Genomic DNA, 25,332 nt, shown 5'->3' with positions numbered 1-25,332 from the left:
CTTCGCAGCGTCGCAGCCCCTAAATCCTGCGGTTCCGCTGGACCTAAAGCGCCATAAACGGTATCGACCAGCCACAGCATTGACGCAAGGCGCCCGCGCTGCGGGCAAGCCCTCGATAGGAAGCACTGCCATGACCTTCTCGCGCAAGATCAAGATCGCCCCGTCGATCCTTTCCGCCGATTTCGCCGATTTCGGCCGCGAGATTCAGGCGATCGAGGCTGAGGGCGCCGATTGGGTGCATATCGACGTGATGGACGGCCATTTCGTGCCGAACCTGACCTTCGGCCCGCCCGCCGTCGCCGCCTTCCGCAAACATGTGAAAACCGTGATGGATGTGCATCTGATGATCGCGCCGGTCGATCCCTATATCGACGCCTATGCCAAGGCCGGCGCCGATATCCTGACCGCGCATATCGAAGCCGGGCCGCATATCCACCGCACCCTGCAAGCCATCCGAGGTGCTGGCATGAAGGCGGGCATCGCTTTGAACCCCGGCACCCCGGCCGAGGCGGTGAGCGATCTGCTCGACATGGCCGACCTCATCTGCGTGATGACGGTAAACCCCGGCTTTGGCGGGCAAAAGTTCATCGATATGACCGCCAAAGTGCGCAAGCTGCGCGCGATGATCGGCGACCGTCCTGTGCATATCGAGATCGATGGCGGCATGGATCCGGTGACGGCCCCCTTGATGGCCGCCGCTGGGGCCGACGTTCTTGTGGCAGGCTCGGCGGTCTTCAAAGGCGGCTCGGTCGAGAACCACGCTGTCTATGGCCAAAACATCCGCGCCATCCGCGCGGCGGCTGAGAGCGCCCTTTGATCCTGATCTTCGATCTCGACGGCACGCTGATCGACTCGGCCCCCGATATCGCGGCGGCGGTCAATCAGGTGCTCCATGAAGAGGGGCTTGCGCCCCTCGACCTGCCCACCGTCACAGGGTTCGTCGGCAATGGCCTGCCGAAACTGGTCGAGCGGGTGATGGCGGCCTGTGCGCTTCCCAGCGCCCGCCACCAAGAGCTGACCGCCCGCGTGCTGCGGCAGTATGAGGCCGAGCCCAGCGCCCGGACGCGGGTCTATCCGGGCGTGGTTCAGGCGCTCAAAGACCTGCAAGTCGCAGGCCACGAGCTTGCCCTTTGCACCAACAAGCCCGAGGCCCCCGCGCGGGCAATCCTGCAACAGCTTGGATTGGATAGCTTCTTCCCAGTGGTGATCGGCGGCGACACGCTTTCCGTCAACAAACCCAACCCGGCCCCCGCCCTTGCGGCACAGGCTCAGATGGGCGGTGGGCCCGCCGCCTTCATTGGCGACAGTGAGGTCGATGCCGCCACCGCCAAAGCGGCCGCGATGCCGTTTTACCTCTTCACCGAAGGCTACCGAAAATCCCCGGTGGATCAGCTGCCCCACCACGCCGCCTTTGCGGATTTCGCAAACCTGCCCAGCCTGATCGGCCAGACCGAGGCCTAACCCCTTAAAGCCCGTTCACCGGCACCTTCAGCATCGGTCGGCCGCTCGCATCTTGCGGCACTTCGCCTGCGCGCATGTTCACCTGCAAAGACGGGATGATCAGCTTCGGCACCGCCAGCGTCGCATCCCGCGCTTGCCGCATCGCCACGAACTCCTCGCGGCTCCGGCCCCCGCCGATATGGATGTTATGCGCCCGCTCTTCCGCCACCGTGGTCTCCCAACGGATCTCACGCCCGTTGGGGCCATAGTCATGGCACATGAAAAGCCGCATCTCGCCGGGCAAGGCCAGCACCCGTTGGATGCTGTCATACAAAACCCCCGCATCCCCGCCCGGAAAATCCGCCCGAGCCGAGCCGCCATCGGGCATGAAAAGCGTATCACCAACAAAGGCCGCATCACCAATGACATGCGTCATGCAAGCGGGCGTATGCCCCGGCGTGTGCAGCGCCAAACAATCCATCCCGCCAACGCTGTAACGGTCCCCATCGGCAAACAAGGCGTCAAACTGGCTACCATCCCGCTGGAACTCGGTGCCTTCGTTGAAGATCTTGCCGAAGGTGTCCTGCACCTCGGTAATCAGCGCGCCAATGCCGATCTTGCCGCCCAAAGCCTCTTGGATATAGGGCGCGGCTGAGAGGTGATCGGCATGGACATGGGTCTCGATGATCCATTCCAGTTGCAAGCCCTGCGCCCGGATATAGTCAATGATCCGATCCGCACTTTCATGCGTGATCCGCCCGGCGGCGTAATCAATATCCATCACCGAATCGATCACCGCACAGGCGGTCGAGGCCGGATCCTTCACCACATAGCTGATCGTATTGGTCGCCGGATCGAAAAACGCCTCGATCTCGGGGCGGATCTCTAGGTTCAACGACGGATCAAGATCGGGCATCAGGGGGCTCCTTAAGCGGCGGGCGGATCTGGGCAAAGCTTACGCCGCTCAGGCAGAAGTTTTAAGCCAAGATCCGCCCCGCCCGCCTTTAGTACCGGTGATGCCCCCAGCCACGACCGCCGCCAATGCGGAAGCCTTCGTCGCGCAGGCAGCGCTCGGTGTAGACCCGCTCATGCTTGCCGCGGATCCGCACCATCTTGGCGCATTCGCGCGGCAGACGCACCTCAACCCCTTGGCGGCGCAGGCAACGCTCAGGGTAGACCACCGCGCGATGACGCCGCTCGCCGATCTCCATCGCGCAAACCGCCGGGATACGCGCGCTGGGGCGCTTTTTCTGCCGCACCAGCTCTGCCTCAGCCGAGACCGGCCCCTGCACCGAAAGGAGCGTGGTCACATTGGGCTCAATCGGGGCCAAAGCCGCCGCCCGCGCCGGCAGGCCAAGGCCCAACATCAGCGCAAAGGCCAAAGCGCCAGCCGTCACAAGGCCAGCACTGCGCCGCGCCGAAACCTTACCCTCGCCACGACCGATTTGGGTCTGAGAAATCGTCATCTTTGCCTCCATCATTTCTGGCCCCGCCTTTCCGGCGATCGCCTCCTGCGATGAAAACGGTTTGCAGCCTCTGCGATCAGACAGGCAATATCGGCCCCCTGTCAGGCCATAACCGGCGGAAAATCCTTGGCTGTTATGCGATAGCAACCGCAATCGACAGCGCCCCCACCCTTGCGATATTGTATATCGCGGCCCGCATCGCCACTCTGTCCATGACAGCGCCGGAATGCCCCGGCGCGCCTCCTTGAAGGGAGCCTGATATGAAGACCGTGGCGTTTGGTATCGCCCTTTTGCTGTCGCTCTCCACTGCGGCCAGCGCAGAGTGCTATGCCGATTACAAGGCCAAGAAGGAACCGCCCCTGCAACTGCACTATGGTGTGGCGCAGGTCTCCGACAGCAATTGCTCGCGCGGTGCGGCACAGGCCGAGCTTGCGCCCCGTTTGGCCAGCGACGGCTGGACCATGTTGAATGTTGTGTCGACCTTCGGCCCCGAAGGTCTTGCCGAAAGGAAAGCGAGTGCCGGGGCCTATTTCCTCCGTTACTGACAGCCTGAAAACGGGCAACCGCGTCGTAGCACTTGGCATTGCGGGGATCGTGCTGATCCTCCTCGGCGCGGCGCTGTTTTTGTTTCTAAACCTGCCCGATGCCAACGCCTTCAACGCGCGGGTCGAGCGGCTGTTCATCGAAAATGACAACCTCACCTCCGGGGCCGAGATCAAACTCCTTGAGATCCTCGCCCAATCCGGAACCGCGTTTTCCGAGGTGCTGGCCAGCTACCGCTCGGTGATCTTTGTGCTTTTGGTCTTCTCGACCGCGCTTTTGATCGCGGCTTTGGTGTTTTTGGTCACCATCATCGCGCTCAACCGCCGCATCTCGGCGATCCAGCGTTCGGGCATCACCGTCTCTTCGCTGATGATCAGCCGCGAATCGCGCGCGGTCTATATCAACGATCTCGAATTCGCTTTGACCGAGGCCGCTTTGGAGACCCTCTCCGTCTTGGCCGAGGCGCGGATGGATGACGAAGTCCTCTCCGGCGCGCAGATCGAAGCGGTGATCTCCGGCCGATCCGAGGCTGATTGCGAAGAGGCCGCCGGCGCCACCCGTGTCAAACGCCTGCGCGACGCGCTCGGCAACCAACTGGTGAGCGAGCTTTTGGTCAAAACCATCGCCCGGCGCGGCTATATGCTCGCCGTGGGCAAAGACACGATCAAGATGATCTGAGGTTTGGGGCGTCAGTATTCATTGGCGCCCTTGCCCGCGAGGATCTTGGGCTTCAGCTTCGCAATCCGGTTGATCCGGGTTGCAGCGACCTTGCTGCCTGAAATCATTAACACATGGCTCTTCTGCCGCCCCGGCGTCAGGCGGTGAAACGCCTCTGCCAGCTCTGGATCATCGTCCATCGCCGCAACCAGCTCGGGCGGCAACTCCAGCTCAACCTCTTGCTTTGCAGACTTTATCCCGGCCTCGGCATAATGCTTGGCCTCGGCCAGATAGCGCAAAATCACCTCTTCCCGCGCCGCAACCTGCGCGGCTGAGGTAAAGTGCAAACCATCCGCATGCGCCGCATTCGGCCCCTGCTTTTCCAACAGCCCCTCAGGGTCCGTCATCAGTGCAGCATCGAAAAAGCTTAAGCGAAACCCACCCCGTAGCGCCCCGATGATCGCCACATTGCGCCCCGCCGCGCGGTAGCAGGGATGCCCCCAGCGCAGTTCCTCCACCAAGCCCGCCCGAAGGCACAAAGCCCGCAGCGCGGCCAGCCCCTCGGCCCAAATTTGGGTCGCGCAATCGGGCGAGGCAAAGCGCGCACAGCGCCCGCAACCCTTAGAGAAATAATCCTCAATCTCGGTAATCATGACACGGCCCTCGATCACGGCTCAGGCGAAACGCACCTCACGGTTCAGCGGCAGATGGCGGATACGCTTGCCGGTCAGCGCAAAGATCGCATTGGCCAAAGCGGGCGCGGCGGGCGGCGTGCCCGGCTCGCCAATGCCGCGAATCTCACCGCCGCTTTGCAGGATTTTCACCGTGATGGGCGGGCATTGCCGCATCCGCATCGGCTCATAATCCCAGAAATTGCTTTGCTCGACGCGGCCTTGCGCGAAGGTAATCGCGCCCTGCATCGCCGCCGAGAGGCCAAAGACCATGCCACCGGAAAGCTGCGCCTCGATGATCGATGGGTCCAGCGCAATCCCCGGATCGGCGGCAATCCAGGCCCCAGTCAGCCGAATCCCCTGCGGCGTATCTTCGACCTCCACCACCTCGGCCACCGGCACGCCGAAGGAATAGCAAAAGCCCACACCCTTGGCCCGCCCCGGCGCGGTCGCACCCCAGTTCGAGATCTCCGCCGCCGCCTCAAGCACTTGGATCGAAGGCAAATGAGTCATCTGCCGCATCCGGAACAGCAAAGGGTCCACCCCCGCCAGATGCGCCAGCTCATCCAGCGCGCAATCATGGAAAAACGCATTCTGCGAATTCCCGACCGAGCGCCAGAACCCCAAAGGCACCCGCGTCTCCGCCCGATGCCCCGTCACCAAATAGTTCGGGAAATCATAGGGTTGCTCACCCGCCCCTTGCAGGATCGAGCTGTCCGGCCCCAGAGCCGGAAAGCCAAACCGCCCCGCCAAGGATTCGATAATCGAGCCTGCCGCCGTCGCCAAATGGAACTGGCTGACCGCCCCATCCGCGACCGAAGCCCGCACTCGCGCCATCGCCGCCGGACGATACATGTCCTGCGCCATATCCTCTTCACGGCTCCAACTCAGCAAAACTGGCACCGGCGACAGAGCCTTAGCCAAGCTTGCAGCCTGCCGGATGAAATCCATCTCCGCCCGCCGCCCAAAGCCGCCGCCCATGAATTCAGTATGAAATTCAACAGCATCCGGGGCGACGCCCGCCGCCTTAGCCGCCTCAGCCAGCGCCATCGTTGGAAACTGCGTCCCGGCCCAAAGCTGCAACCGCCCGTCCTGCAACCAAGCCGCCGCCCCCATCGGCTCCATCGTCGCATGCGCCTGATGCGGCACAGAATATTCCGCCTCAAACTCTGGCGCAGAGATCTCGCCTTGCTCTCGCGCCGTGGCCTCGGGCGCGCCGTCCAAAGCCGCCCGTAAATCCGCCGCAATCAGCGCCTCATCCACCGCAACATCTGGTGCCGCCCATTCCACCTGCACCAGATCCAGTGCCTGCATCGCCGCCCAAGAGCTCTCCGCCACCGCCGCAAAGCCGTTTTCCAACGGCAGCACATCCCGCCCCCCGGGAAAAGCCAGCGCTTCCTTCGCATCAAATCGCAGCAAAGCTGCCCCCGGGGCTGGATTGCGGCGCACAGTCGCAAAAACCATCCCCGGCAGCCGCACGTCGCAAGCATAGCGGGCCGAGCCATCACTCTTGGCCGCCATATCCGTGCGCGGCAGTGATTTCCCCAACAACTTCCACGCGTTAGAAGGCCGCAATTCCGGCGGATCCGGCAGCTCCACCGCCGCCGCCTCAACCGCCAATTCGGCATAGCTGAGCGATGCGCCGTCCGGCAGCAGCACGCGGCCACCTTCGGTGCGCAAATCCGCCTCAACCAGACCAGACCGCCGCGCCGCCGCGCGGATCAACGCCAGCCGCGCCACCGCCCCCGCCAGCCGCATCTTCTCAAACCCATCTGGAATCGAGGTCGACCCACCCGTGACCTGCAATCCCAAGAACCGCGCCGGCACGTCCATCGCATCCCGCGCTGTCTCGGCCAACCAACCCTGATCCAAAGGCGCAAAAGGCACGCCCTCGCGCAGCAATGAGCCATTGTAATAGGCCTGCGCGGGGGGGCCATGCAGCACCCGCACCGCCGACCAATCAAGATCCAGCTCTTCCGCCACCAAAGCCGCCAAAGTCGTATGGGTGCCCTGCCCCATCTCCGCCCGTGGCGCGATCACGGTGACGCCGCTGGCATCGATCAAAACATAGGGCGTCAGCGCGCCAAGCCCCTGACCTTGCAGGGGATTTGGTAACTCCTTGCGATACTGGTACCAGCCGAACGCCACCCCGCCCACCAAAGCGGCCGAGCCGATCAGGAAGCTGCGCCGCGCAATCTTGCCCGCGCGTCCCATTCAGCCCGCCATCGCGGCCGAAGCCGCCTTGATCGCCGCCAAAATCCGCGGATAGGCGCCGCAGCGGCACAGATTGCCGTCCATCGCTTCCAAAATCTCGGCATCACTGGGTTGCGGGTTGGCCATAAGCAGGCCCGCCGCCTGCATAATTTGGCCCGATTGGCAGTAGCCGCATTGCGCGACCTGCTCGGCAACCCAAGCTTTTTGCAAAGGGTGCAGCCCCTCCGCCCCAGCGAGGCCCTCGATCGTGGTGACCGCGCCGTTAACCTCCCCCACCGGCAGCTGGCAGGACCGCACCGCCTCACCCTCCACCAGCACCGTGCAGGCGCCGCAAGCCGCGACGCCACAGCCATATTTTGTGCCCGTGAGGCCCAGCCCATCGCGCAAAACCCACAGCAGCGGGGTCTCAGGCGGCAGCTCGGTGGACAAAGTTTGGCCGTTAACGGCAAGGGTAATCATGGCAAACTCCTGACCTGTCCAATCTAGGAAGATGCCGTCAAAACACAAGGTTACACGCGATGGCGCGCCTCGCCCTGCCGCCCTGAATCTCGCAAACTCATTAAGATGCAAGGCTTTAAGCAGCTGTAAACCGCAAGGCGGCTACCCTGCCCTTGGGTGTGAAACATGGGTGGTTGAATGGCCGGGCAGTCAAATGCCGCGTCCGTCATCATCAAACGGAAGAAGATCATCAAAGGCGGCGGGCACCATGGCGGGGCCTGGAAAGTCGCCTATGCCGATTTCGTGACGGCCATGATGGCCTTCTTCCTGCTGATGTGGCTGTTGAACGCGACAACGGAAAAGCAACGCAAGGGGCTGTCGGATTATTTCAGCCCGACGATCGCGATCAACCGGGTCTCGGCCGGGGGTGAGGGGTCATTGGGCGGCGAGTCGATCTTTTCCGAAGACACCCGCGCCAAATCAGGCACCGGCGGCTCATCGGACCAAAAGGGCGCTTCTTCGGGATCGGCCAAAGACATCATGGCTGACGAGGGCACGGCCGATCTGCGCGAGATTGAGAAGGAACTGCTCGACCGCGGTGGTGAAAGTCGAACGATGGAGCAACTTTTGCGCCATGTCGTGACGCGCGTCACTGATGAAGGGCTGGTGATTGAGCTTTATGATCTGGAAAACGCCCCGCTTTTCACCAATGACACGGCCGAGCCAACGCCGGTCACCTTGGCCCTGGCCGGATTGCTGGTCGAGGTGCTTGGTCTCACCACGAACAAAATGGCGGTGAACGGCTATCTGCGCAGCTATCCGGTGACCCTGCGCAACAGCCCGGTTTGGGATCTGTCCTCGGCGCGGGCCCAGCGCATGCGCCTGCTTATGGAGGCCGCAGGCCTGCCCAGCACCAGGATGGAGCGGGTTTCGGGCTACGCGGACCGCAAGCCCGTGACCGCCGATGGTGCCGCGATCCGCAACAATCGGCTCGAGGTGATCTTGCTGCGACAGGATCGCTAGGTTGTGTCTAGTACTAAACCCACCGCATGGGGAAAATTCACTGCATATTTTCAACCTATTGCACCACAAACTCGGCATGCAGCGCCCCCGCGGCGTTGATGCTTTTCAGAATGTCGATCATGTCATGCGGCGCCACGCCCAAAGCATTCAACCCCGCCACGACCTGCGACAGCGAGGTGCCGCCGATGATTTCGGCCAATCCCGTGCCTTCCTCGCTGATCGAGGCTTCGGTGCGGGGCACCACGACCGTCTCGCCCGGCGAGAAGGGGTTCGGCTGCTCCACCAAGGGGCTTTCTTCGACCCGCAGGGTCAGATTACCCTGCGCCACGGCTACCCGGCTGATGCGCACATCGGCACCGATAACGATGGTGCCCGACCGTTGATCCACCACCACCCGCGCCCGCGCCGCGGGCTGAACAAGGATCGTCTCGATCCGGCTGATCGCATGTGCCGGAGAGACAATCCCCGTGCGCCCCAGATCAAGCGCCACAGTGCCCGCGTCCAACATCGTCGCGACTCGGGCGCCGAAATGTTCATTGATCGCCGCCTCAATCCGGGCCGCCGTGGTGAAATCGGCCGACTTCAGCGCCAAGCGCAATACGGTTACTGTACTGAAATCAAAAGAAACCTCGCGCTCCACACGCGCGCCCGACGGCAGTGTCCCCGCCGTCGGCACGCCTTGCACCACCCGCGCGCCCTCACCCTCGACCGAGTTGCCGCCCGCGATGATCGTGCCTTGCGCCACGGCGTAGATCTCACCATCCGCGCCGTTCAAAGGCGTCATCACCAAAGTGCCGCCGAGCAGGCTTTTGGCATCCCCAATCGCCGAGACCGTCGCGTCGATCCGGCTGCCCGCGCGCGCAAAGGGCGGCAATGTCGCGGTCACGAACACCGCCGCGACATTCTTCGGCCGGTATTGCTCACCCGAGACGTTCACACCCAACCTTTCCAGCAAGTTGGACATAATCTCTTCCGTGAACGGCGCGTTGCGAATCCCATCGCCCGTGCCATTCAACCCCACGATCAATCCATAGCCGACCAGATCATTACCGCGCACCCCATCAACTTCCACCAAGTCCTTGATCCGAATGGCTTCGGCGCCAGCGATCACCGGCCAAAGCATCAGCAAAACGAGGAGAAATTTCTTCATCTGATGTAATCCACCAGCGAGAGCCGCGCGACCCGCGAGGTCACCAAGAACAGCGCCTCTAGCCGCGTTTGCAAATCTTCAAGACGTGCTGCCGTCTCATAATGATCCACCCCGACCAACCCGGCCCGGGTGATCTCAAGCCCCGATTTCTCGGCCCCATTGCGCGCCTGCGCGGCCACGATCTGCGCCTGAACCGAGCCGACCCGCGCCATCAGCTCCGAGCGCGCCTCACCATTGGCCAAAAGATCATCGCCGACCGATTTGAACAGATTGGCCCGCGCTTCAGGCTGCCCCGCCAAAGCGCCGCGGTCCAAAAGCGCCGCAATCGACAGCGCCTGTAACGTCCCCTTCAATGCGGGATCGCGCGCCGTAACAGAGATCGATGCCATCTCGCCTTCGGCAATCATCACATCCGCACGCGGGGGGCCGCCACCATAAAAAGCATCGAAGCCACCGGGATCATTGAACCAATGCGCCACGGCAAGGCGCAGATCCTCAACCGTCGTCGCCGCTGCAATCGCGCCTTCCAGCTCAGCCAAAATCTCATCCGGGCCGGGCAAGGGCGGCGCATCCGCCTCAATCCCGGAAAACACGGCCCGGTTGGCAAAACGCGTGTTCAACGCCGCGACCGTGGTTTGGAAAATCCGCCGCGCCTCGATGCCCAGCGTGGTCTGGCTGGTCTCACTGCCCGGGCCAAGGTTGCGCAGGATGTTTGCGCCAAGCTCAGTCGCACCGTCATTGACCACAGCCAGCGCCACCTGAACAATATCGGTGTACAGCGCGGCCTCATGCGTGTTCGTCGTATAGCCGCGCAGCCGCGCCAGGGACTGCTCAATCCCAGCGATGGCCGAGAAATCTCCCCCCAAAGCCGCCCCCAAATCACGGTGCAGGCCGGTTGAAATCTCACTGGTGCGCTGATCAATTTCAGCCCGCAGCGTGCGGGATTGCCGCGCCAACATCGCGGTTAATGAGGTATCGCCATGCCCAACCCCGATCACCATCTCAAAGCTCCAACAATGTGGCAAGCAACCCGTCGACAACCTGTAAGACCTTGGCATTGGCCGCGTAATTTTTCTCCAAGACCAAAAGCATCTGCATCTCTTGATCGGTATCGACGCCCGTGGCGCGCTCCATCTCATCCAAAGCCACATAGCGCGCGGCGGAGAAGGCTTGCTCGGTTTGCGCCGTCAACCGCTCGGAGCCGGCCAATGACAAAAGATCTGCGGTCAGATCGGCAAAGCTGCGGCTGCCTGCCGGAATGGCGGTCGAGCTGGTGGCATGCGGCTGCACCAGGGCCCGCGACAACGCCAAAATCAAGCGCGCCTCCCCCATCGGGCCCGGGGCAGTGGCACCCAAACCGTCGCGCAGGCGCCAAACCTCACCTCCGGCCTGCGGATCAACGGCCGTGTTCAGGGCGATTCTGCCCGACAGTCCAATCTCTTGCAGCGGATCAAAACTGGCAGCACTGTCGGTGAAAAGCCCCGGTGCGCCGGGGATCAGGCTCGGATCTAGCCCGCCTGCACTGAACCGCTCCACCAGATCACGCGCCATGCCGTCCAGCCGGGCCTGGCCTTGCACCGCCAATTCATCACGCACCGCAAACATCGCGCCCAGCGCACCGCCCAAAATCAGGCTGGTTTCGCCAGCGGTCGGCATAGGTTTACCGTTCAGCGTCAGCCCCGAAAGCCCGCCCGAGGCCTGGGTCATCTCGGGCACCAAAGTGTTGACGCCGGTAAAACCAAACTGCGCGGGTGAGCCGTCAAGCAAGACCGCCCCCCCGGTTGTCATCAGGGCAATTCCGCCGTGGTCGCGCGGCAGCTCACGCAGGGGCACCACCGTCGCGATCCGGTCCACGATCTGCTGGCGCTGATCCATCAGCGCCGAGGCATCACGCCCCGAGGCATCCAATGTCCTTATCTGGACATTCAGGTCCGAGACTTGCCGCAAGGCGCCGTTCAAATCATTGATCGTCTTGGCAATTTCGCCATCTGCACGCAGCCGTTCGGCTTGAACCGCCTCACTGGCCTGGTTCAGCCCCTGCACCAGATAACGCGCGGCATCGACGGCTGTGCTGAGCCGCGCGACCGAATCGGGGCGACTGGCCGCCTCCATCAGCGCGGTGTCAAAGGCAGCCACCCGAGCCGTCAGCGAGCCTGCTTCGGTCGGTACGCCGATAATATGTTCCATCTGTTTCAGGAAGTTAGCCCGCTGATCGCGGTCGCCGCTTGAGGCTTGGGCCAAGCGCCGATCGGCCAGCAAAAATCCATCGACGGCGCGGGTGACGCCATTGACCATCACCCCCTGGCCAACGCCGCCCAAAGCCAAGGCCGACAAGGACACTTCACGGCGGCCATATCCGGGCGTCGCGGCATTGGCGACATTTGAGGACAACGCCGCCGCTTGGCGCGCATTGGCGCTTAACCCGGTCAGGGCACTGGCAAGGGCAGTCGTGATGCTCATTCAGTTCACCTTTTGATATTGGTGGTTTCCTGCAGCATCTCATCCACGGTTTGGATCACCTTAGCGTTTGACGAATAGGCGCGCTGGGTCTGGATCAGCGAGGTCAATTCTGCCGCCACATCCGTGGTAGAGCCCTCCCGCGCATAGCCTTCAATCGAGCCGGTCGGGCCGCTGCCCGCATCCCACAGGAAGAACGACCCAGAATCGGGCGAGACTTGGTAGGTCTGGTTGCTTTTTGACAAGAGGCCGTTGGGATTGGGAACATCGACCAGTGGGATCTGATAAAGCCGTCGGGTAAAGCCCGTATCGTAAGTGGCTGTAATGTAACCGTTCTGATCCACCTCAACCGAAGTTAAATTGCCAACCGGAGAGCCGTCCTTGGTGATAGAGACCGGTGCAAAGCCGTCCGACAGCTGCGTCAGCCCATTGGGATCGCCCAAGCGACCGATGCTGACCCCAAGTGGTCCGCCCGCCACCGTCAGCGCCAATTGCCCTGTGGCCGGATCATAAGCGCCGCCCGAAACCACAGTGACCGAGGCCAGCGTGCCACCAGCCGCGCGGCTGTCGTCAAAGGTCAAGGTATATTCACCGATGATATTCCCGCCGCTCGCGCTATCGCGCACCACCATCGTCCATTCATTCGAGGCACCTGCCGCCGGGACGGTGGGGGTAAACAGCACATCCAGCGATTCGGAGGTGCCAAGATTGCCAAAATATTCCACCGACAGCGGCAGCGCCGTGCCCGCGGCCCCGACCTCGGTCCCCGTCGCGGGCAGGTTGACGCCCAGATTCATCGAAGTTGTCGGATCGCCCGCGGTCTGGTTCGAGTTGATCACAATGGGTTCCAGCCCCACCATCGTATCGCGGGGGAAAATCGGGATCATGCCGTCGGAATTGGCTGGCCATCCCAGCAGAACAAGGCCCGAATCGGTTTTCAGCACCCCATCCGAATCGGTGCGAAAGGCGCCGGTGGTGGTCATCATCAGCGGTACATCGCCCGAGGCGCTACCCATAGAAACCTCTGGAATCACTGGCAAAAACCCACGTCCCGCCACCGCGATATCCAGAGAGTTGCTGGTGCCGACCAAAGCCCCCCGCTCTTCGATCAGCCGAAAGGACGACGCCCGCACGCCCCCCGCGGAATAAACCCCAGAGCCGCGCGCATTGGTGATCACCATATTCGAGAAATCTGCAGCAGCGCGCTTATAGCCATAAGTGCCCGAGTTGGCGATGTTATCGGCAATGGTGGCAAGGCGCGTCGCATTCGCGTTCAACCCGGCCACCCCCGCTGCAAGGGATGACGAAATGGACATCTTGGCACCTTTCTGCTGCTGCGATTCCGAATCCAGACAGCTTGCAGCGCCGAGGGTTGCCAAACCCCTAACAGGAACAATTTTCGCGATCGGCCGCACGGCCGCAACGCCGCGTCACAAAGGGCCAAACCCTTGCCAGCCTCGCAAGCCAAAGCCCGCAAGCCTTCGACAAATGAGCCCGTCACAATCGCGCAGAATGCAGGAGGGGAAAATAACAAGGGCTTAGGCAGCGATGCCTAAGCCCTTGTTTATTATGGTGAGCCGGACAGGATTCGAACCTGTGACCCGCTGATTAAAAGTCAGCTGCTCTACCAACTGAGCTACCGGCCCCACGAGGCGCTGATTAGAAAGATCGGCGGGTAGGGTCAAGGGCGAAATGCGCAAACTCTGGCAAAAACTTTCCGCCGGGCGTATATCGCCGCCATGAACCAGATGGATGCGCCCCCCGGCCTCGCCTTTTGCAAAATGCATGGCGCTGGCAATGACTTCGTGGTGATCGACTCGCGCGGGACCGCGCCAGTGACCACGCCCGCCCTCGCCCGCGCGCTGGGCGATCGCAACCGTGGGGTGGGCTTTGACCAACTGGCCGAGATCCGTTCTGGCGTCGACACCGATATCGAGCTCGACTTTTGGAACAGCGATGGCAGCCGGGCCGGCGCTTGTGGCAATGCCACCCGCTGCGTCGCTGATCTGGTGATGACCGGGCCTTCCCTCACCATCCGCACCGCACGCGGCATCCTGCGCGCCCAGCGGCTGGAAGACGGCCGCGTCAGCGTCAATATGGGGCCGCCGCAGCTGGACTGGGACCAGATCCCGCTCTCCCATTCCGTCGACACCCTTAACCTGCCGCTGCAAGGCACGCCCTCTGCCGTCGGCATGGGCAACCCGCATTGCGTCTTCTTCGTCGAAGACGCCGAGGCGGTGGACCTGCCCGCTCTTGGTCCGGGGGCCGAGACCGATCCCCTTTATCCGCAAAAGACCAATGTGGAATTCGCCAGCCTGATCGCCCCCGACCATCTGCGCATGCGGGTGTGGGAGCGCGGCGCCGGAATCACCCTTGCCTGCGGCTCTGGCGCCTGCGCCACCGCCGTGGCCGCCCATCTGCGCGGCCTCACCACCCGCAAAGTGACCCTCGACCTCGACGGCGGCCAATTGCAAGTCGACTGGCGCGAGGATGGCGTCTGGCTCACCGGCCCCACCGCCCATGTCTTCACCGGCCAACTCTCTGCCGCATGGGTCGCCGCCAATGGCTAATGGTGCCAACTTCCGCCCGCCGGTCTTCGCCACCCTCGGCTGCCGCCTCAACGCCTACGAATCCGAGGCGATGAAGGAGATGGCCGAGGCTGCGGGCCTTGAAGGCGCCGTCATCGTCAACACCTGCGCCGTCACCGCCGAGGCGGTGCGCAAAGCCAAGCAAGAGATTCGCCGTCTCGCCCGCGAAAACCCCGGCGCGCAGGTCATCGTCACCGGCTGCGCCGCCCAGACCGAGCCTGAGACCTTCGCCGAAATGCCCGAGGTTGCCCGCGTCATCGGCAACCACGAGAAAATGCAGGCCGACACCTGGAAAAGCCTTTCCGTCCCGGACCTTATCGGCACGACCGAAAAAGTGCAGGTCGATGACATCATGTCGGTGCGCGAGACCGCCGGCCATTTGATCGACGGATTCGGCCGCCACCGCGCCTATGTTCAGGTGCAAAACGGCTGCGACCACCGCTGCACCTTCTGCATCATCCCCTACGGTCGCGGCAATTCGCGCTCCGCTCCCGCGGGTGTGGTGATCGAACAGATCAAGCGCTTGGTCGACAAAGGTTTTCTCGAAGTTGTCCTGACGGGCGTTGACCTTACCTCATGGGGCGCTGACCTGCCCGGAGAGCCGCGTCTTGGCGATCTGGTGATGCGAATCCTGCGCCTCATCCCCGATTTGCCGCGCCTGCGCATCTCCAGCATCGATTCGATCGAGGCGGATGACAATTTGATGCTCGCCATCGCGACCGAGCCGCGCCTGATGCCGCATCTGCATCTGTCGCTGCAATCGGGCGATGATATGATTCTGAAACGCATGAAGCGCCGCCATCTGCGCGATGATGCGATCGCTTTCTGCCATGAGGCGCGGCGCCTGCGCCCCGATATGGTCTTTGGTGCCGATATCATCGCAGGTTTTCCGACCGAGACCGAAGAGATGTTCGCAAATTCGCTCAAATTAGTGGAAGATTGCGGCCTGACCTTCCTGCATGTCTTCCCCTACAGTCCGCGCAAAGGCACGCCCGCCGCGCGGATGCCACAAGTGCGCGGCCCGGACATTAAAGAACGAGCGGCGCGGTTGCGGGCCGTGGGCGATGCGGCACTGGCGCGGCATCTTGCGGCGCAACAGGGTGTCACCCATCGCATCCTGACCGAAGGCCCGCGCATTGGCCGGACCGAGCAATTCACCGAAGTCACCTTCGCCTCGGACCAGCCCGAGGGGCAGATCGTCACCGCCGCGATTCTCGGCATCGACGGTGAGCGTCTGACCGCCGGTTAAACTCAACTCAGCCGCCGTCCCAATCGGTTCGCCTTGCGGCGGGCGGCTAAAGATTAACGCCGTCCTTGGCGCAGATGTCATGCGCAAAGCCATACGTTTTCCATACGCAAAACATATGCAAACCAGACGTCTTTTTTGCAGCGAATCTCGGCGGTTAACGCCCGGCGCTCTACTTGCGGATCGTGTCTCCCAGATCCAGCGTCGGCGTCAGTTCAATCACCTCACGCGCGCCCGCACCGCCCGGCCGTTTGCCCGCCACGATCTCGGCCGATTGCTGGCCAATCTCCAACCGGCAGGCGTCCATCGTGGCCAATTTGCGCGGCAGCCCGTCCAACAGCTCCATGCCATTGAAGCCCGCAAGACCGATCTTGCCGGGGACATCCAGACCTTGGTCAAGGCACCAAAGCAAACCGCCCGCGCCGATCATGTCATTGGAATAATAAAGGAAATCCACATCGGGTGAGCGCTTCAGCAGCGCTTCCGTCATCGCGCGGCCTTGCAAAAGCGAAGAGCCACCCGTGTAATATTCGCGGTCCACCAGCGAAAGTCCGGCCTTGGCCAGTGCCTCTTCGAAGCCCTCCAGACGCTTGCGCGCCCGCGTGTCTTGCGTCGGCATATGGGTGCCAAGGAAGGCAATGCGGCGATAGCCGGCAGCAATGATCGCCTCCGCCATCTGCCGACCCGCGCGGCGATGCGAGATTCCTACAGCAGAATCAACGGGATCACCGTCCACATCCATAATCTCAACGATCGGAACCCCGGCCTGCGCCAGCATCGCCCGCGAGGCTTCGGAATGCTCAACGCCCGCCAAAATCAGCCCCGAGGGCCGCCAGGACAGCATCTCATAAATCACCTGTTCCTCACGGTCGTGGTGATAGTTCGACACGCCCACAACCGGCTGAAGTCCAGTGTCTTCAAGCACTTCCGAGATGCCCGTCATCACCTCGGGGAAGACCATGTTCGACAGAGACGGGATGATAACGCCGACCAAATTGACCCGTTGCGAGGCCAAGGCGCCCGCGATCTTATTCGGCACATAGCCCAAGCTCCGCGCCGCCTCGAGCACGCGCTGCCGCGTCGCCTCCGACACATCCCCCCGGCTGCGCAGCACCCGCGACACGGTCATTTCACTGACGCCAGAGGCCTCAGAGACGTCCCGAAGGGTCAAGGCGCGGCGCGTTTCAGGCTGGGGTGCTTTTGACAATTTCTGCGTCCGGCAAGGGATTTCCCCTAGTTAGCCCCAAAGCGCCCTCTTGTCCAAGCGGCAATTCCCAGCTAATGATAGCGCTAACAGCCTGCTTGAGTGTTACGTCCCTGCATTGCGCAAGCTCTCACTCGCCTTGCAAGGACCAAAGGGGGGGTGGTGGGCCAACTTCACCCCCCCATCTTTTCCAAGCTGAACCTTCCGCATCGCACAAGCTGTTGCCATGCAGGGCCGCTTTGTGCATTTAAGGACTGCGGGCCCCGTAGCTCAACGGATAGAGCGTCCCCCTCCTAAGGGGAAGGTTGCAGGTTCAAGTCCTGCCGGGGTCGCCAGCCAGACCGGAGGGGATATGCGTTCGCCGGAAGTGCAAGAATTCCTTGATCAATCCGCAGCTTCGATGCGGGAAGCGCGGATGCCGTCACCCGCGGCCTTGGCCGCCTGCAACAAGGCGATTGGGCTTTGGCAGGGCACGGCGGGGCGGCTTGTGCCAGCCTCTCCTCTACGACTGCCGGTCTGTGATTGGGTCGCCCCTGCGCTTGAACTTGCCAACGAAGGCCCCCGTGCGGCCCTTGCCGCCGCCTTCGCCGGAATCGCCCATCAGCTCCAATGGACCCGCCGCAGCTCGGCCCGGCCCGAGGATACTGCCTTTTGGGATGGCCATGCCAATGCGGTGATCCTTGGCCCCGGTGGCTTGGAGGAGCGATCGGATCTAATGATCGGCGCTACGGTTATGGCGCCCCACACCACCTATGGCGATCACAACCACCCGCCCGAAGAGGTCTATTTGTCGCTGACGCCCGGTGAGTGGTGGAATGCCGAGATGGATTGGACCGATCCCGGCGCGAAGGGCGCGATCTACAACCCACCCGCCATTCGCCACCAAATGCGCTCTGGTGCCGCGCCATTTTTGGCTTTGTGGTATCTGCCGAGTTAGGCTTAAACATCCGCACACGCCAAGCGAAAGAGCCGGCCCCAGTAAGGCCGGCCCTTCCCCTTCAAGGACTTAGGTCTTTCAAGCGCTTAATTCGGTGCCATCTCAACCCGCTGGCCTGCGCTGATCGTAAAGGGTTGTTGATGATCAACATTATCCACAGTCGTTTGCAGGATGTAGCTGCCCGCCGTCAGGGGCAGTTCAACCCTATCGCTTAGGACCGAGGCGATTTCGGGATGCTTGCCGTTCGCGTCCTTTTCCGGCCCCAGCACCCGGACCCGGATCATTTTGGGTGCCGTAACGGACAGAATGCCTGCGTTCATATTGATCTCGATCCGCGACGTTTGTGCGGCGGTGATCTGCACCGGGGCCTGCACCTTCAGATGCCCCGCCCGCACCTCGGCAATATAGTCGCCGGGCGGGGCCGAGATCGGCAGCGCCGGATTGTGGCTGGTGGCCACATCCTTTTTGCTGACCGGGTCCATCAGCGCCACCGAATAGCGGAAATCAGCCGGAGCAGTGCCATCATAGCTGGCCAAGATCTCAGCGCTTCCGACGGAAAAAACGATATCACGCTCAATCACTTGGCCGATGTCTACGACCAGACTATCCGAGATGACCATATCCGAATGCTCGCCCCGGATCGCGTATTCCCCGGCGGGAACCACCAGATCAAGTGTCCCTAGGTTGCTTGCGGTGCCATCTGGACCCGAAAGCTCGATTCGCCCTTTCACATCGCCTTTGCCACCCGTGCCTGTCACGGCGGAAAGCACGACCTGCCCGGCATTCAAAATCGCCACAGGTTCGGCAAGCGCGGTTTCGGTGAGCTCAACCAATTGATCCACCGTCACCATATCGGCGGAAGTGCGCATGATATAGCGACCGGGTGGCAATTTGCCGGGCAGAACCCCTTGCAGGGACAAAAGCTCATCACCTTTCGCCGCCCCGCCTTCTTCCGCAAAGAAGGTGAAACGCGTGCGCCGCGCCAAGGCATCGACCTCGCTGCCCTCGCTCAGCGCGACATGCGGCAAGATGTTGTGCTCGAGAACAGCTGGTTCGGGCGGAGCGGGTTCGACTTCTGCCACGGCGGGCAGCGCCACGGTTTGCTGAAGCGCTGCCTCAAGCGAGGCCGCGTCCTTGGCTTCGATGAATTTGCCCCCCGTGTTATGCGCAAGGCAGGCCACGGCTTCGCCCTCAACTTGGCTGAGGCCGAAGCCCACGACATGGGCGGTGAAGTCCACGCCGCTTGCCTCAAGCTCATTGGCCAAAGCGCAAGGATCGGCGTTGCAGGTCTCGATCCCATCGGTAATCAGGATGACGGTGGCGCGGTCCTCTTCAAAGCGAAGATGCTCGGCCGCAAGGCGCACCGCATCAGAGAGCGGTGTTTTTCCTTGAAATTTCATCGCATTCGCGGCGGCGACGATAGATGCCCCGCTGCCCGCAGCAGGGGGCACGATCAGTTCAATATCGTCGCATTGGCCGCGGGTGCGATGGCCATAGGCCATCAGGCCCAGCTCCACCTCGGGGCTGATCCCTTGCACCACCTTGCCAAGCGCCTCTCGCGCGATTTCCAGCTTGGGGCGACCCTCAATCTGGCCCCACATCGAGCCCGATCCGTCGAGCACGATGAGCGAGCGTTCTTGCGCGGCAAGCGGGGTGTTCAACAGGGAAAGCGACAGCAAAAGAGCAGGGCCAAAGCGCATCGGGGAACCTCTTAGCGGTCGTATTGGGGAAGCGACGCGTAATCGATCAGGCTTAGCACCTCGACCATCGCGTCTGGGTCCATACCTTGTGCTTGCACCAGCACCCGCCCCCCGGCCATCGCGGTCAGCGAGTTGTCCTGAACCAGCATATCTTGGCCCCCCACCGAGATGGTCTTGCCCATCATCGCCAACATTTGCGGGCTGGCGAACATGCCCATCATCGAGGTCGCCACCGGGCTATCAGCGGCAAGCGTCAGGCTAAAACCCGAGCCATCGTCCTTTTCGTAACGGGCTTCGGTGGTGACGCCCGCCATCGCCATCATCATACCGGCGTCGCCGGGCTCTTGGATGGTGCGGGTCCAACCTGCGGGGGCTTCGGGGAATTTGGCCGTCAGACGCGCCTGCTGCTGGGCATGCACAGCCCGCGTGGCATTGGTGATTTGGGCGGCGGTCGCTGAAAGATCACCCTTTTCATGCGCAGCCAAAGCCGCATCAAGGGCGGATTTGATATCATCGGCCAAAGCCGCAGCGGGAAGCGCCGACAGAAGCAGGGCAAAGGACAGAGGCTTCAACATAAGATATCTCCTGAATGTTCAACCGATGCGGCGGGCGTGAAGCAGGGCGTGCAAGGTGCAATTGGCCATGCCCGCGATCGCAGGCCCACCTTCAAGACGCAGATCAACCGTCAGCTCGACGGCATCCGCAGCGATAAGCTCGGCGCTGTAGAACACTTTGATGATGTCGGATTGCGGGTTCTTCACCAGCGCTTCAAACTGATTGGGGCCAGAGGGTTGCCAATCGATCGGCGTGGCCGTTCGTGCCAACAAGAAGCGATCAGGGTGGAAGACGCCCTCCCAATTGATCGGACGCTCATGCGCATAGCCTTCGGTCAGGGTGGCAAGTTCTGGCATCAAGGCCGGATTGCATTCGCCAATGGCTTCAATGGGTTCAGGGGTGATGGCCCAGATCCCATCCTCGGGCACAAGACCCGTGCTGGGCGGGACCAAAGTGATCTCACTTGGCTCGGGCGTTGAGGTTTCAAGCTCGGGGTCCAGAAGTTGCGGCGCCCCTTCAACCACTTTGGGAAGATCGACCGGCACGGCGTTGATCGAAATCGCGCAGGCCCCGGTGCCGCCGTGATCTTGGTGCACAGTATCAGGGTGGCGCGCGGTGGTGGTGAAATCGCCCGATGGGCTTTGCACGACCACCGGCAAGGGATCTCCTTCGATCCCTAAGAGCAGGTTCACATCCGCCGGGCTGATCGCCGCAATGGCGCAGTCGCAGCCGCCACCGCCGCTGCAATCGACGTAAATCGCCGCGTCATTGGCTTGGGCGGCACTTGGAAACAACACTGCTGCAAGCAGCAGAAACTGGGTTTTACTGATCATTTTCCTGCCACCGTGATGCTGTGCCGGATCGTTTCAAAGGCGGCAAGCGCCTCGGGGGAAGAGTCGTGACAAAGGTCTCCCGCCGCAATTTGCACGCAAGGACCGCCGATCCATTGGATCGGGTTCAAGGCGATATTCGGGAAACTGTCGGGCACTGCGGTTGCGTAAAAGCCAAGCCAAATCGGCCCGCCATCCTCTTGAATGGGTTGATCGATGGCCCAAGACGGCGGCAGCGCAAAGCCAAGGCCTGTCGCCGGATCGCTAAAACTTAACGTCAGGCGGCTTTGGTTGCGGATTGCGAACCCACCCTCTGGCTGCAGCATCTCTTCGTTGGATATCTGACCACCACTGGCTTCAAGATCATCCGCCATTCCTTCGGTTTCCAGCGTGGCAGGGATCACGAATGTCTTGCCGTGATCTGCCGGGGTGACCGTAATCACGCCTTGGAAATCAAAAGCATGCGCCGCGCCATGCACCTCCCACCGACCCGGCTCTAGCGATGTTTCGAAATCGCCGGTGACCGCTTCTGGCGCGGCCATCGCCTCAACCGATTGACGGTCAAGCGGCACGGCGCTCCATTCGACGGGGTCATCAGTGCCCGAGCTGATCAGCACAGACACCCGCCGGCTTAAGCTTGGCTCGGCCGTTGGAGCGTTATCAGGCCCCGAAGCGTAAAGGGCGGTCTCCTCATGGCGCTGATAGATGCCGCCGCTTTGCTCGGCCAAGCAAATCAGGCTGTCGCGCTCTTCCGGCGGTGCGCCCAGATCAATGACATCCACAGTCAGCCGCGCCTGATCGGGCAATGCATCCAGCTTGGCGCAAGCATCAATGCCGCAACTGTCCGCGCCATCGGTGACCAAAGTCACCCGATCAATCGCACCAGTCGATGCGAGCTTAACGGCCTCAGCGACCGCCGCGCCCAAGGGCGCCTTACCCATCGTGCGCGTTTGCCGCAGCATGTCGGAGATTGCATCCGATTGCCCCTTCGCGGGGGGCACCAGCAGGGACCAATCCTCACAATCCCCTTTTCTACGCGCGCCAAAGACCAAAAGCCCAAGGGCCTCATCCGCCTCAGCGGCGTCGAGTTTTTCACCGATGATACGCGCGGCGATCGTAAACTTTGGATCTCCACCGATATCTTGTCCCATCGAGGCCGAGGCATCCAAGATGAAAAGCTGATCAGCGTGAAGACTGCTCGGACTGAGCCAACCACTTAAAATGATCGCCGAACTCGTTACAAAACGAAAAGAAAAACCTCTAAAAGCGGACATCCGCAATGCTCCAATAATGTGGAGAGCTTATTCACAAGAACTGACAACCTACCGCGTGACGATTTTCGTTGCCCCCTTCGTTTAAAGGGGAGAAGCTGACATTATCCAAATTGCCTTCAGTAATTTTCTTAAAACTGAGCATGTTAACGAAATGGGCCATTTCCGCAGGCGGCTGATTTTAGCCACCATTGCTCTATTTGCTGCAGCCCCTCGGGCCCTGTCCGAGGTTGCACCCGAAGGCGCGCTTCCGGCGCCTAGCGGACCCGTGATCCTAGAGGTCAGCGGTAAGATCAGCCGCAGCAACAGCCCTGACGGGAAAGCTCTTTTCGATGCGGATATGCTTGCAACATTCCCCCCGCAGGAGCTGACCACAGCAACTACGGTGACGGACGGCGTTAACCGCTTCGACGGCATTTTAATGCGCGATCTTCTCAATCATCTAGGCGCAGAGGGTGAGGTTGTCCGCGCCATCGCCCTTAATGATTATGTGATCGATATTCCGATCGAGGATTTCACCGCATTTGACGTCATTCTGGCCCATAGCATGGACGGCGAAAGGCTGAGCCAGCGCACCAAAGGCCCGCTTTGGATTGTCTATCCCCGCGATGATCACCCTGAACTGGATGACATTCGCTATGATTACCGCTGGGTCTGGCAGTTGCAGCACATCGAGATCCGATGAGCACCATCCCGAAACTGACGCTTGCGCTGCTTTTACCAGCCGCTGCGGTTTTCGGTTTCGCTGTCCTGACCGGCGTGTCGATGATCCGCCTCAATCAGGTTCAAAGCGAAATGCGGATCAGTTCGACGCAGAATATGCTGTGGGTGTCTTCGCGCGCGCATGTCGCCCATTTGCGGCTGTCTGAGACCCTGCTCGCGCTGGCGATGCAGCAATCCTCCCCCGAGGTTTTGGAGCAAAGGTTGCAGACCTATTTGGCCGCGATGCATTTGCTGACCGATGGCCCGCAGGCCAGGCGCATGCAAGAGTTGGGCTTCGGGGCCGAGCTTGTTGCGATACAGGCAGGTGTGGCTCAGCTGGAGGCGATGGTGCGGCGCGCGCTCTTGGGGGATGATGCCGCAATTGCGCAAGCCCGCGCATTGCTGACCCAGTATGAGACGTTTCTGCGCAGCAGTGACAACCGTGCCATGACAGCGGCTTGGGACGAGATGGGCGGCAAATTGGATCTGGCGCGCGACCAGTTGCAGCGCGTCTGGATGCTGATGCTGGGGGCGCTGCTGGCTGGCCTTGTCTTGATTGCGGCCCTTGTCCTGACCTCCCGCAAGGCGCGAACCCAGGCTGATGCGCTAGAGCGAGAGCGCCAAGCAACGGAAATATATCGTAATTTCGCGGGGATTATCTCGCATCAATTCCTCACGCCGCTGAGCATCACGGATTCCACCCTGCAGCGTTTGGCACGGCAGGGTCTGACGCAGGAAGAGGGGGCCTTTCAAGCCCGCATCCGCACGGCGCGTGACGCCGTGGCACGGTTGGTGCGGCTGGTGGAGCGCAGCTTGGATGTCGCACGGCTGGATGCAGGGCAGATCAAAGCGCGGGGGATTCAGACCGATCTGGCTCAGCTCGCGCGTGACGTTGCCCAGCGTGAAGCGATGCCCGATGATATCTTGGACTGGCAATTGCCCAAGGATCTGCCGCCCGCTTATTGCGACGCGGGGCTGACCGACATCATCTTGAGCAATCTTTACGCCAATGCTTTGCGCTATCGCTTTGAGGGTGGTCGCATCACCATCAGTGCAGCGGCAGAGCCGCGTCAGCTACGGCTAAGCCTGTCCAATCCGGGCGCAATCTCGGCCACAGATGCGCCACGGATCTTTGAGCGGTATTACCGCGCAGAGACGGCCAAGCACAGCAACGGCACGGGCTTGGGACTTTTCATCGCGCGCCGCTTGGCCGAATTACAGGGCGGCACGCTGCGCCTGTCACAAACTGAGGGCCGAGTGACCTTTACGCTTTCACTGCCCCGCGCTGCACCGGAGATGCAGGATGACTGAAGCCCCTCTGATCCTTTGTGTCGAGGACGAGCAGCAGCTCCTGACTGATGTCACGGATGAGCTGACTGAAGCTGGGTATCGCGTTCTGGCCGCCCGTGATGGGGCCGAGGCTGTGCGGCGGATCACAGACGTGACGCCCGATCTGGTGCTTTGCGATATCAGCATGCCCGTCGCGGATGGTTATGTGCTTCTTGACCATGTCAAAGCCCATCCTCAGCGCTTTGCGCATGTGCCCTTTATCTTCTTCACAGCGCTTGGTGCCAGCGAAGAGATTGTGCGCGCCAAACGACTGGGTGCTGACGATTATCTCGTGAAACCGGTGGATTACGATCTGCTATTGGCAACGATCGAGGCCCGGCTGCGCCAAGTTGGCCTCATCCGCCACAGCGCAGCCAAGGCCGCACTGCCGACAAACGCCGTCCTTGACCTTCTGGCGCGGCCGGTTTGTCTTGTGGGCCGCACTGGCGAGCTGCTTTTTCGCAACCGGGCCGCAATTGGCGTGATCGGCCCGGGCTCAAACCAACCCTATAGCGCCGCGCATATGCGCCAGCTTCTCGACCGTCATGCCCAAGCGGCGGTCTTTACTGCGGCTCCAGCGACGGGTCTGCATATGGTCATCTGCCGGCTCGGCGCGCATGACGCTGAGGCGGTGGTTTTCCTCGGCGCGGAGGAAGCTGCCGATGTGTTGTCAGAGGAGAGGACACATCGGTTGGCGGAAGCTTTCGGTTTCACCAGCACAGAGAGCCGGATCGCGGCACTGCTCTGCGCAGGACTAAGCCCAAGCGAAATCTCGCAGAAACTGTCGATTGCCAGCACGACAACTGCATTCCACCTGAAGAACCTGTTTCAAAAGACCGGAACCGGCAGGCAGGCCGCACTGGTGGCGAAACTTCTGTCGCATCCCACGGCGCTTATCCAAGATTAAACGG

Annotated in this window: 25 protein-coding genes and 2 tRNA genes; 12 read left to right on the top strand and 15 right to left on the bottom strand. The window is 61.8% G+C overall.

Annotated elements, in window-relative coordinates:
- Positions 1-130: 130 nt before the first annotated feature.
- Together rpe and gph are read left to right on the top strand one after the other, a co-directional pair.
- On the top strand, positions 131-817 hold the full coding sequence (rpe, locus tag Q9295_RS03085) for a ribulose-phosphate 3-epimerase (protein ID WP_306679036.1): 687 nt from the start codon (positions 131-133) through the stop codon (positions 815-817).
- On the top strand, positions 814-1,461 hold the full coding sequence (gene gph / locus Q9295_RS03080; protein WP_306679035.1) for a phosphoglycolate phosphatase: 648 nt from the start codon (positions 814-816) through the stop codon (positions 1,459-1,461). Before rpe ends, gph begins: the two co-directional genes overlap by 4 nt.
- Positions 1,462-1,465: 4 nt before the next feature.
- Here the strand turns inward: gph and Q9295_RS03075 are convergent, their stop codons facing one another.
- Positions 1,466-2,356, bottom strand: coding sequence for an MBL fold metallo-hydrolase (locus Q9295_RS03075; RefSeq protein ID WP_306679034.1), 891 nt, complete (start codon positions 2,354-2,356; stop codon positions 1,466-1,468).
- A gap of 88 nt (positions 2,357-2,444) precedes the next feature.
- Positions 2,445-2,906 (bottom strand): hypothetical protein, encoded by a 462-nt coding sequence (locus Q9295_RS03070; protein WP_306679033.1) that lies wholly within the window; start codon positions 2,904-2,906, stop codon positions 2,445-2,447.
- Positions 2,907-3,166: 260 nt separating this feature from the next.
- Between Q9295_RS03070 and Q9295_RS03065 the strand changes: the two genes are divergently transcribed.
- Positions 3,167-3,451: a hypothetical protein gene (locus Q9295_RS03065; protein ID WP_306679032.1), complete on the top strand. Its 285-nt coding sequence runs from the start codon at positions 3,167-3,169 to the stop codon at positions 3,449-3,451.
- Complete coding sequence (locus Q9295_RS03060) at positions 3,423-4,127, top strand: winged helix-turn-helix domain-containing protein (protein ID WP_306679031.1); 705 nt, start codon at positions 3,423-3,425, stop codon at positions 4,125-4,127. Before Q9295_RS03065 ends, Q9295_RS03060 begins: the two co-directional genes overlap by 29 nt.
- An 11-nt stretch (positions 4,128-4,138) precedes the next feature.
- Here the strand turns inward: Q9295_RS03060 and Q9295_RS03055 are convergent, their stop codons facing one another.
- From Q9295_RS03055 to Q9295_RS03045, 3 genes are read right to left on the bottom strand one after another with little or no spacing between them, the layout of a single operon-like run.
- Positions 4,139-4,759, bottom strand: coding sequence for a YdeI/OmpD-associated family protein (locus Q9295_RS03055; protein WP_306679030.1), 621 nt, complete (start codon positions 4,757-4,759; stop codon positions 4,139-4,141).
- A 21-nt stretch (positions 4,760-4,780) separates the two neighbouring features.
- Complete coding sequence (locus Q9295_RS03050; protein WP_306679029.1) at positions 4,781-6,991, bottom strand: xanthine dehydrogenase family protein molybdopterin-binding subunit; 2,211 nt, start codon at positions 6,989-6,991, stop codon at positions 4,781-4,783.
- Positions 6,992-7,450: a (2Fe-2S)-binding protein gene (locus Q9295_RS03045; protein WP_306679028.1), complete on the bottom strand. Its 459-nt coding sequence runs from the start codon at positions 7,448-7,450 to the stop codon at positions 6,992-6,994.
- 177 nt (positions 7,451-7,627) lie between these two features.
- Here Q9295_RS03045 and Q9295_RS03040 point away from each other — a divergent pair, with 177 nt between their 5' ends.
- On the top strand, positions 7,628-8,452 hold the full coding sequence (locus Q9295_RS03040; RefSeq protein WP_306679027.1) for a flagellar motor protein MotB: 825 nt from the start codon (positions 7,628-7,630) through the stop codon (positions 8,450-8,452).
- 55 nt (positions 8,453-8,507) lie between these two features.
- Here the strand turns inward: Q9295_RS03040 and Q9295_RS03035 are convergent, their stop codons facing one another.
- The 5 genes from Q9295_RS03035 to Q9295_RS03015 form a co-directional block, all read right to left on the bottom strand.
- Complete coding sequence (locus Q9295_RS03035) at positions 8,508-9,602, bottom strand: flagellar basal body P-ring protein FlgI (protein WP_306679026.1); 1,095 nt, start codon at positions 9,600-9,602, stop codon at positions 8,508-8,510.
- Complete coding sequence (locus tag Q9295_RS03030; protein ID WP_306679025.1) at positions 9,599-10,603, bottom strand: flagellin family protein; 1,005 nt, start codon at positions 10,601-10,603, stop codon at positions 9,599-9,601. Before Q9295_RS03030 ends, Q9295_RS03035 begins: the two co-directional genes overlap by 4 nt.
- A 1-nt stretch (position 10,604) precedes the next feature.
- Positions 10,605-12,062, bottom strand: a complete 1,458-nt coding sequence (gene flgK / locus Q9295_RS03025) for a flagellar hook-associated protein FlgK (protein ID WP_306679024.1) — start codon at positions 12,060-12,062, stop codon at positions 10,605-10,607.
- A 5-nt stretch (positions 12,063-12,067) separates the two neighbouring features.
- Entirely contained in the window at positions 12,068-13,375 is a 1,308-nt protein-coding gene (locus Q9295_RS03020) for a flagellar hook protein FlgE (protein WP_306679023.1), read from the bottom strand.
- Between the two features lie 254 nt (positions 13,376-13,629).
- Positions 13,630-13,705 (bottom strand) — tRNA-Lys (locus Q9295_RS03015).
- A 93-nt stretch (positions 13,706-13,798) separates the two neighbouring features.
- Between Q9295_RS03015 and dapF the strand changes: the two genes are divergently transcribed.
- A complete protein-coding gene (gene dapF / locus Q9295_RS03010) occupies positions 13,799-14,629 on the top strand; it encodes a diaminopimelate epimerase (protein ID WP_373457412.1) in 831 nt (276 codons plus the stop codon).
- Positions 14,622-15,896: a tRNA (N(6)-L-threonylcarbamoyladenosine(37)-C(2))-methylthiotransferase MtaB gene (gene mtaB / locus Q9295_RS03005; protein WP_306679022.1), complete on the top strand. Its 1,275-nt coding sequence runs from the start codon at positions 14,622-14,624 to the stop codon at positions 15,894-15,896. The genes dapF and mtaB overlap by 8 nt, the downstream gene beginning before the upstream one ends.
- Before the next feature lie 169 nt (positions 15,897-16,065).
- Here mtaB and Q9295_RS03000 read toward each other — a convergent pair whose 3' ends face one another.
- Entirely contained in the window at positions 16,066-17,064 is a 999-nt protein-coding gene (locus Q9295_RS03000; protein WP_306679021.1) for a LacI family DNA-binding transcriptional regulator, read from the bottom strand.
- 292 nt (positions 17,065-17,356) lie between these two features.
- Between Q9295_RS03000 and Q9295_RS02995 the strand changes: the two genes are divergently transcribed.
- Both Q9295_RS02995 and Q9295_RS02990 read left to right on the top strand, forming a co-directional pair.
- Positions 17,357-17,432: transfer RNA gene (locus tag Q9295_RS02995), tRNA-Arg, on the top strand.
- Positions 17,433-17,449: 17 nt separating this feature from the next.
- Positions 17,450-18,034 carry a dimethylsulfonioproprionate lyase family protein gene (locus tag Q9295_RS02990; protein WP_306679020.1) on the top strand — a complete coding sequence of 195 codons (585 nt, stop codon included), beginning with the start codon at positions 17,450-17,452 and terminating at the stop codon, positions 18,032-18,034.
- A gap of 86 nt (positions 18,035-18,120) precedes the next feature.
- Here the strand turns inward: Q9295_RS02990 and Q9295_RS02985 are convergent, their stop codons facing one another.
- From Q9295_RS02985 to Q9295_RS02970, 4 genes are read right to left on the bottom strand one after another with little or no spacing between them, the layout of a single operon-like run.
- The gene (locus Q9295_RS02985; RefSeq protein ID WP_306679019.1) at positions 18,121-19,734 is read right to left on the bottom strand and encodes a vWA domain-containing protein; all 1,614 of its coding nucleotides are present in this window, start codon (positions 19,732-19,734) and stop codon (positions 18,121-18,123) included.
- Between the two features lie 11 nt (positions 19,735-19,745).
- Positions 19,746-20,309 carry a hypothetical protein gene (locus Q9295_RS02980; RefSeq protein ID WP_306679018.1) on the bottom strand — a complete coding sequence of 188 codons (564 nt, stop codon included), beginning with the start codon at positions 20,307-20,309 and terminating at the stop codon, positions 19,746-19,748.
- 18 nt (positions 20,310-20,327) lie between these two features.
- Positions 20,328-21,122, bottom strand: coding sequence for a hypothetical protein (locus Q9295_RS02975; RefSeq protein WP_306679017.1), 795 nt, complete (start codon positions 21,120-21,122; stop codon positions 20,328-20,330).
- Complete coding sequence (locus Q9295_RS02970) at positions 21,119-22,270, bottom strand: vWA domain-containing protein (protein ID WP_306679016.1); 1,152 nt, start codon at positions 22,268-22,270, stop codon at positions 21,119-21,121. The genes Q9295_RS02975 and Q9295_RS02970 overlap by 4 nt, the downstream gene beginning before the upstream one ends.
- A gap of 274 nt (positions 22,271-22,544) precedes the next feature.
- Here Q9295_RS02970 and Q9295_RS02965 point away from each other — a divergent pair, with 274 nt between their 5' ends.
- From Q9295_RS02965 to Q9295_RS02955, 3 genes are read left to right on the top strand one after another with little or no spacing between them, the layout of a single operon-like run.
- Positions 22,545-23,075 (top strand): putative pterin-binding protein, encoded by a 531-nt coding sequence (locus tag Q9295_RS02965; protein WP_306679015.1) that lies wholly within the window; start codon positions 22,545-22,547, stop codon positions 23,073-23,075.
- Complete coding sequence (locus Q9295_RS02960; RefSeq protein WP_306679014.1) at positions 23,072-24,403, top strand: sensor histidine kinase; 1,332 nt, start codon at positions 23,072-23,074, stop codon at positions 24,401-24,403. The genes Q9295_RS02965 and Q9295_RS02960 overlap by 4 nt, the downstream gene beginning before the upstream one ends.
- Complete coding sequence (locus tag Q9295_RS02955; RefSeq protein WP_306679013.1) at positions 24,396-25,328, top strand: response regulator; 933 nt, start codon at positions 24,396-24,398, stop codon at positions 25,326-25,328. The genes Q9295_RS02960 and Q9295_RS02955 overlap by 8 nt, the downstream gene beginning before the upstream one ends.
- Positions 25,329-25,332 lie beyond the last annotated feature (4 nt).

The organism is Pseudogemmobacter lacusdianii (assembly GCF_030848395.1).
Classification (GTDB): domain Bacteria; phylum Pseudomonadota; class Alphaproteobacteria; order Rhodobacterales; family Rhodobacteraceae; genus Pseudogemmobacter; species Pseudogemmobacter lacusdianii.
Note: the sequence above shows the minus strand (reverse complement) of the source record. Positions and strands in the feature narration are given on the sequence as shown.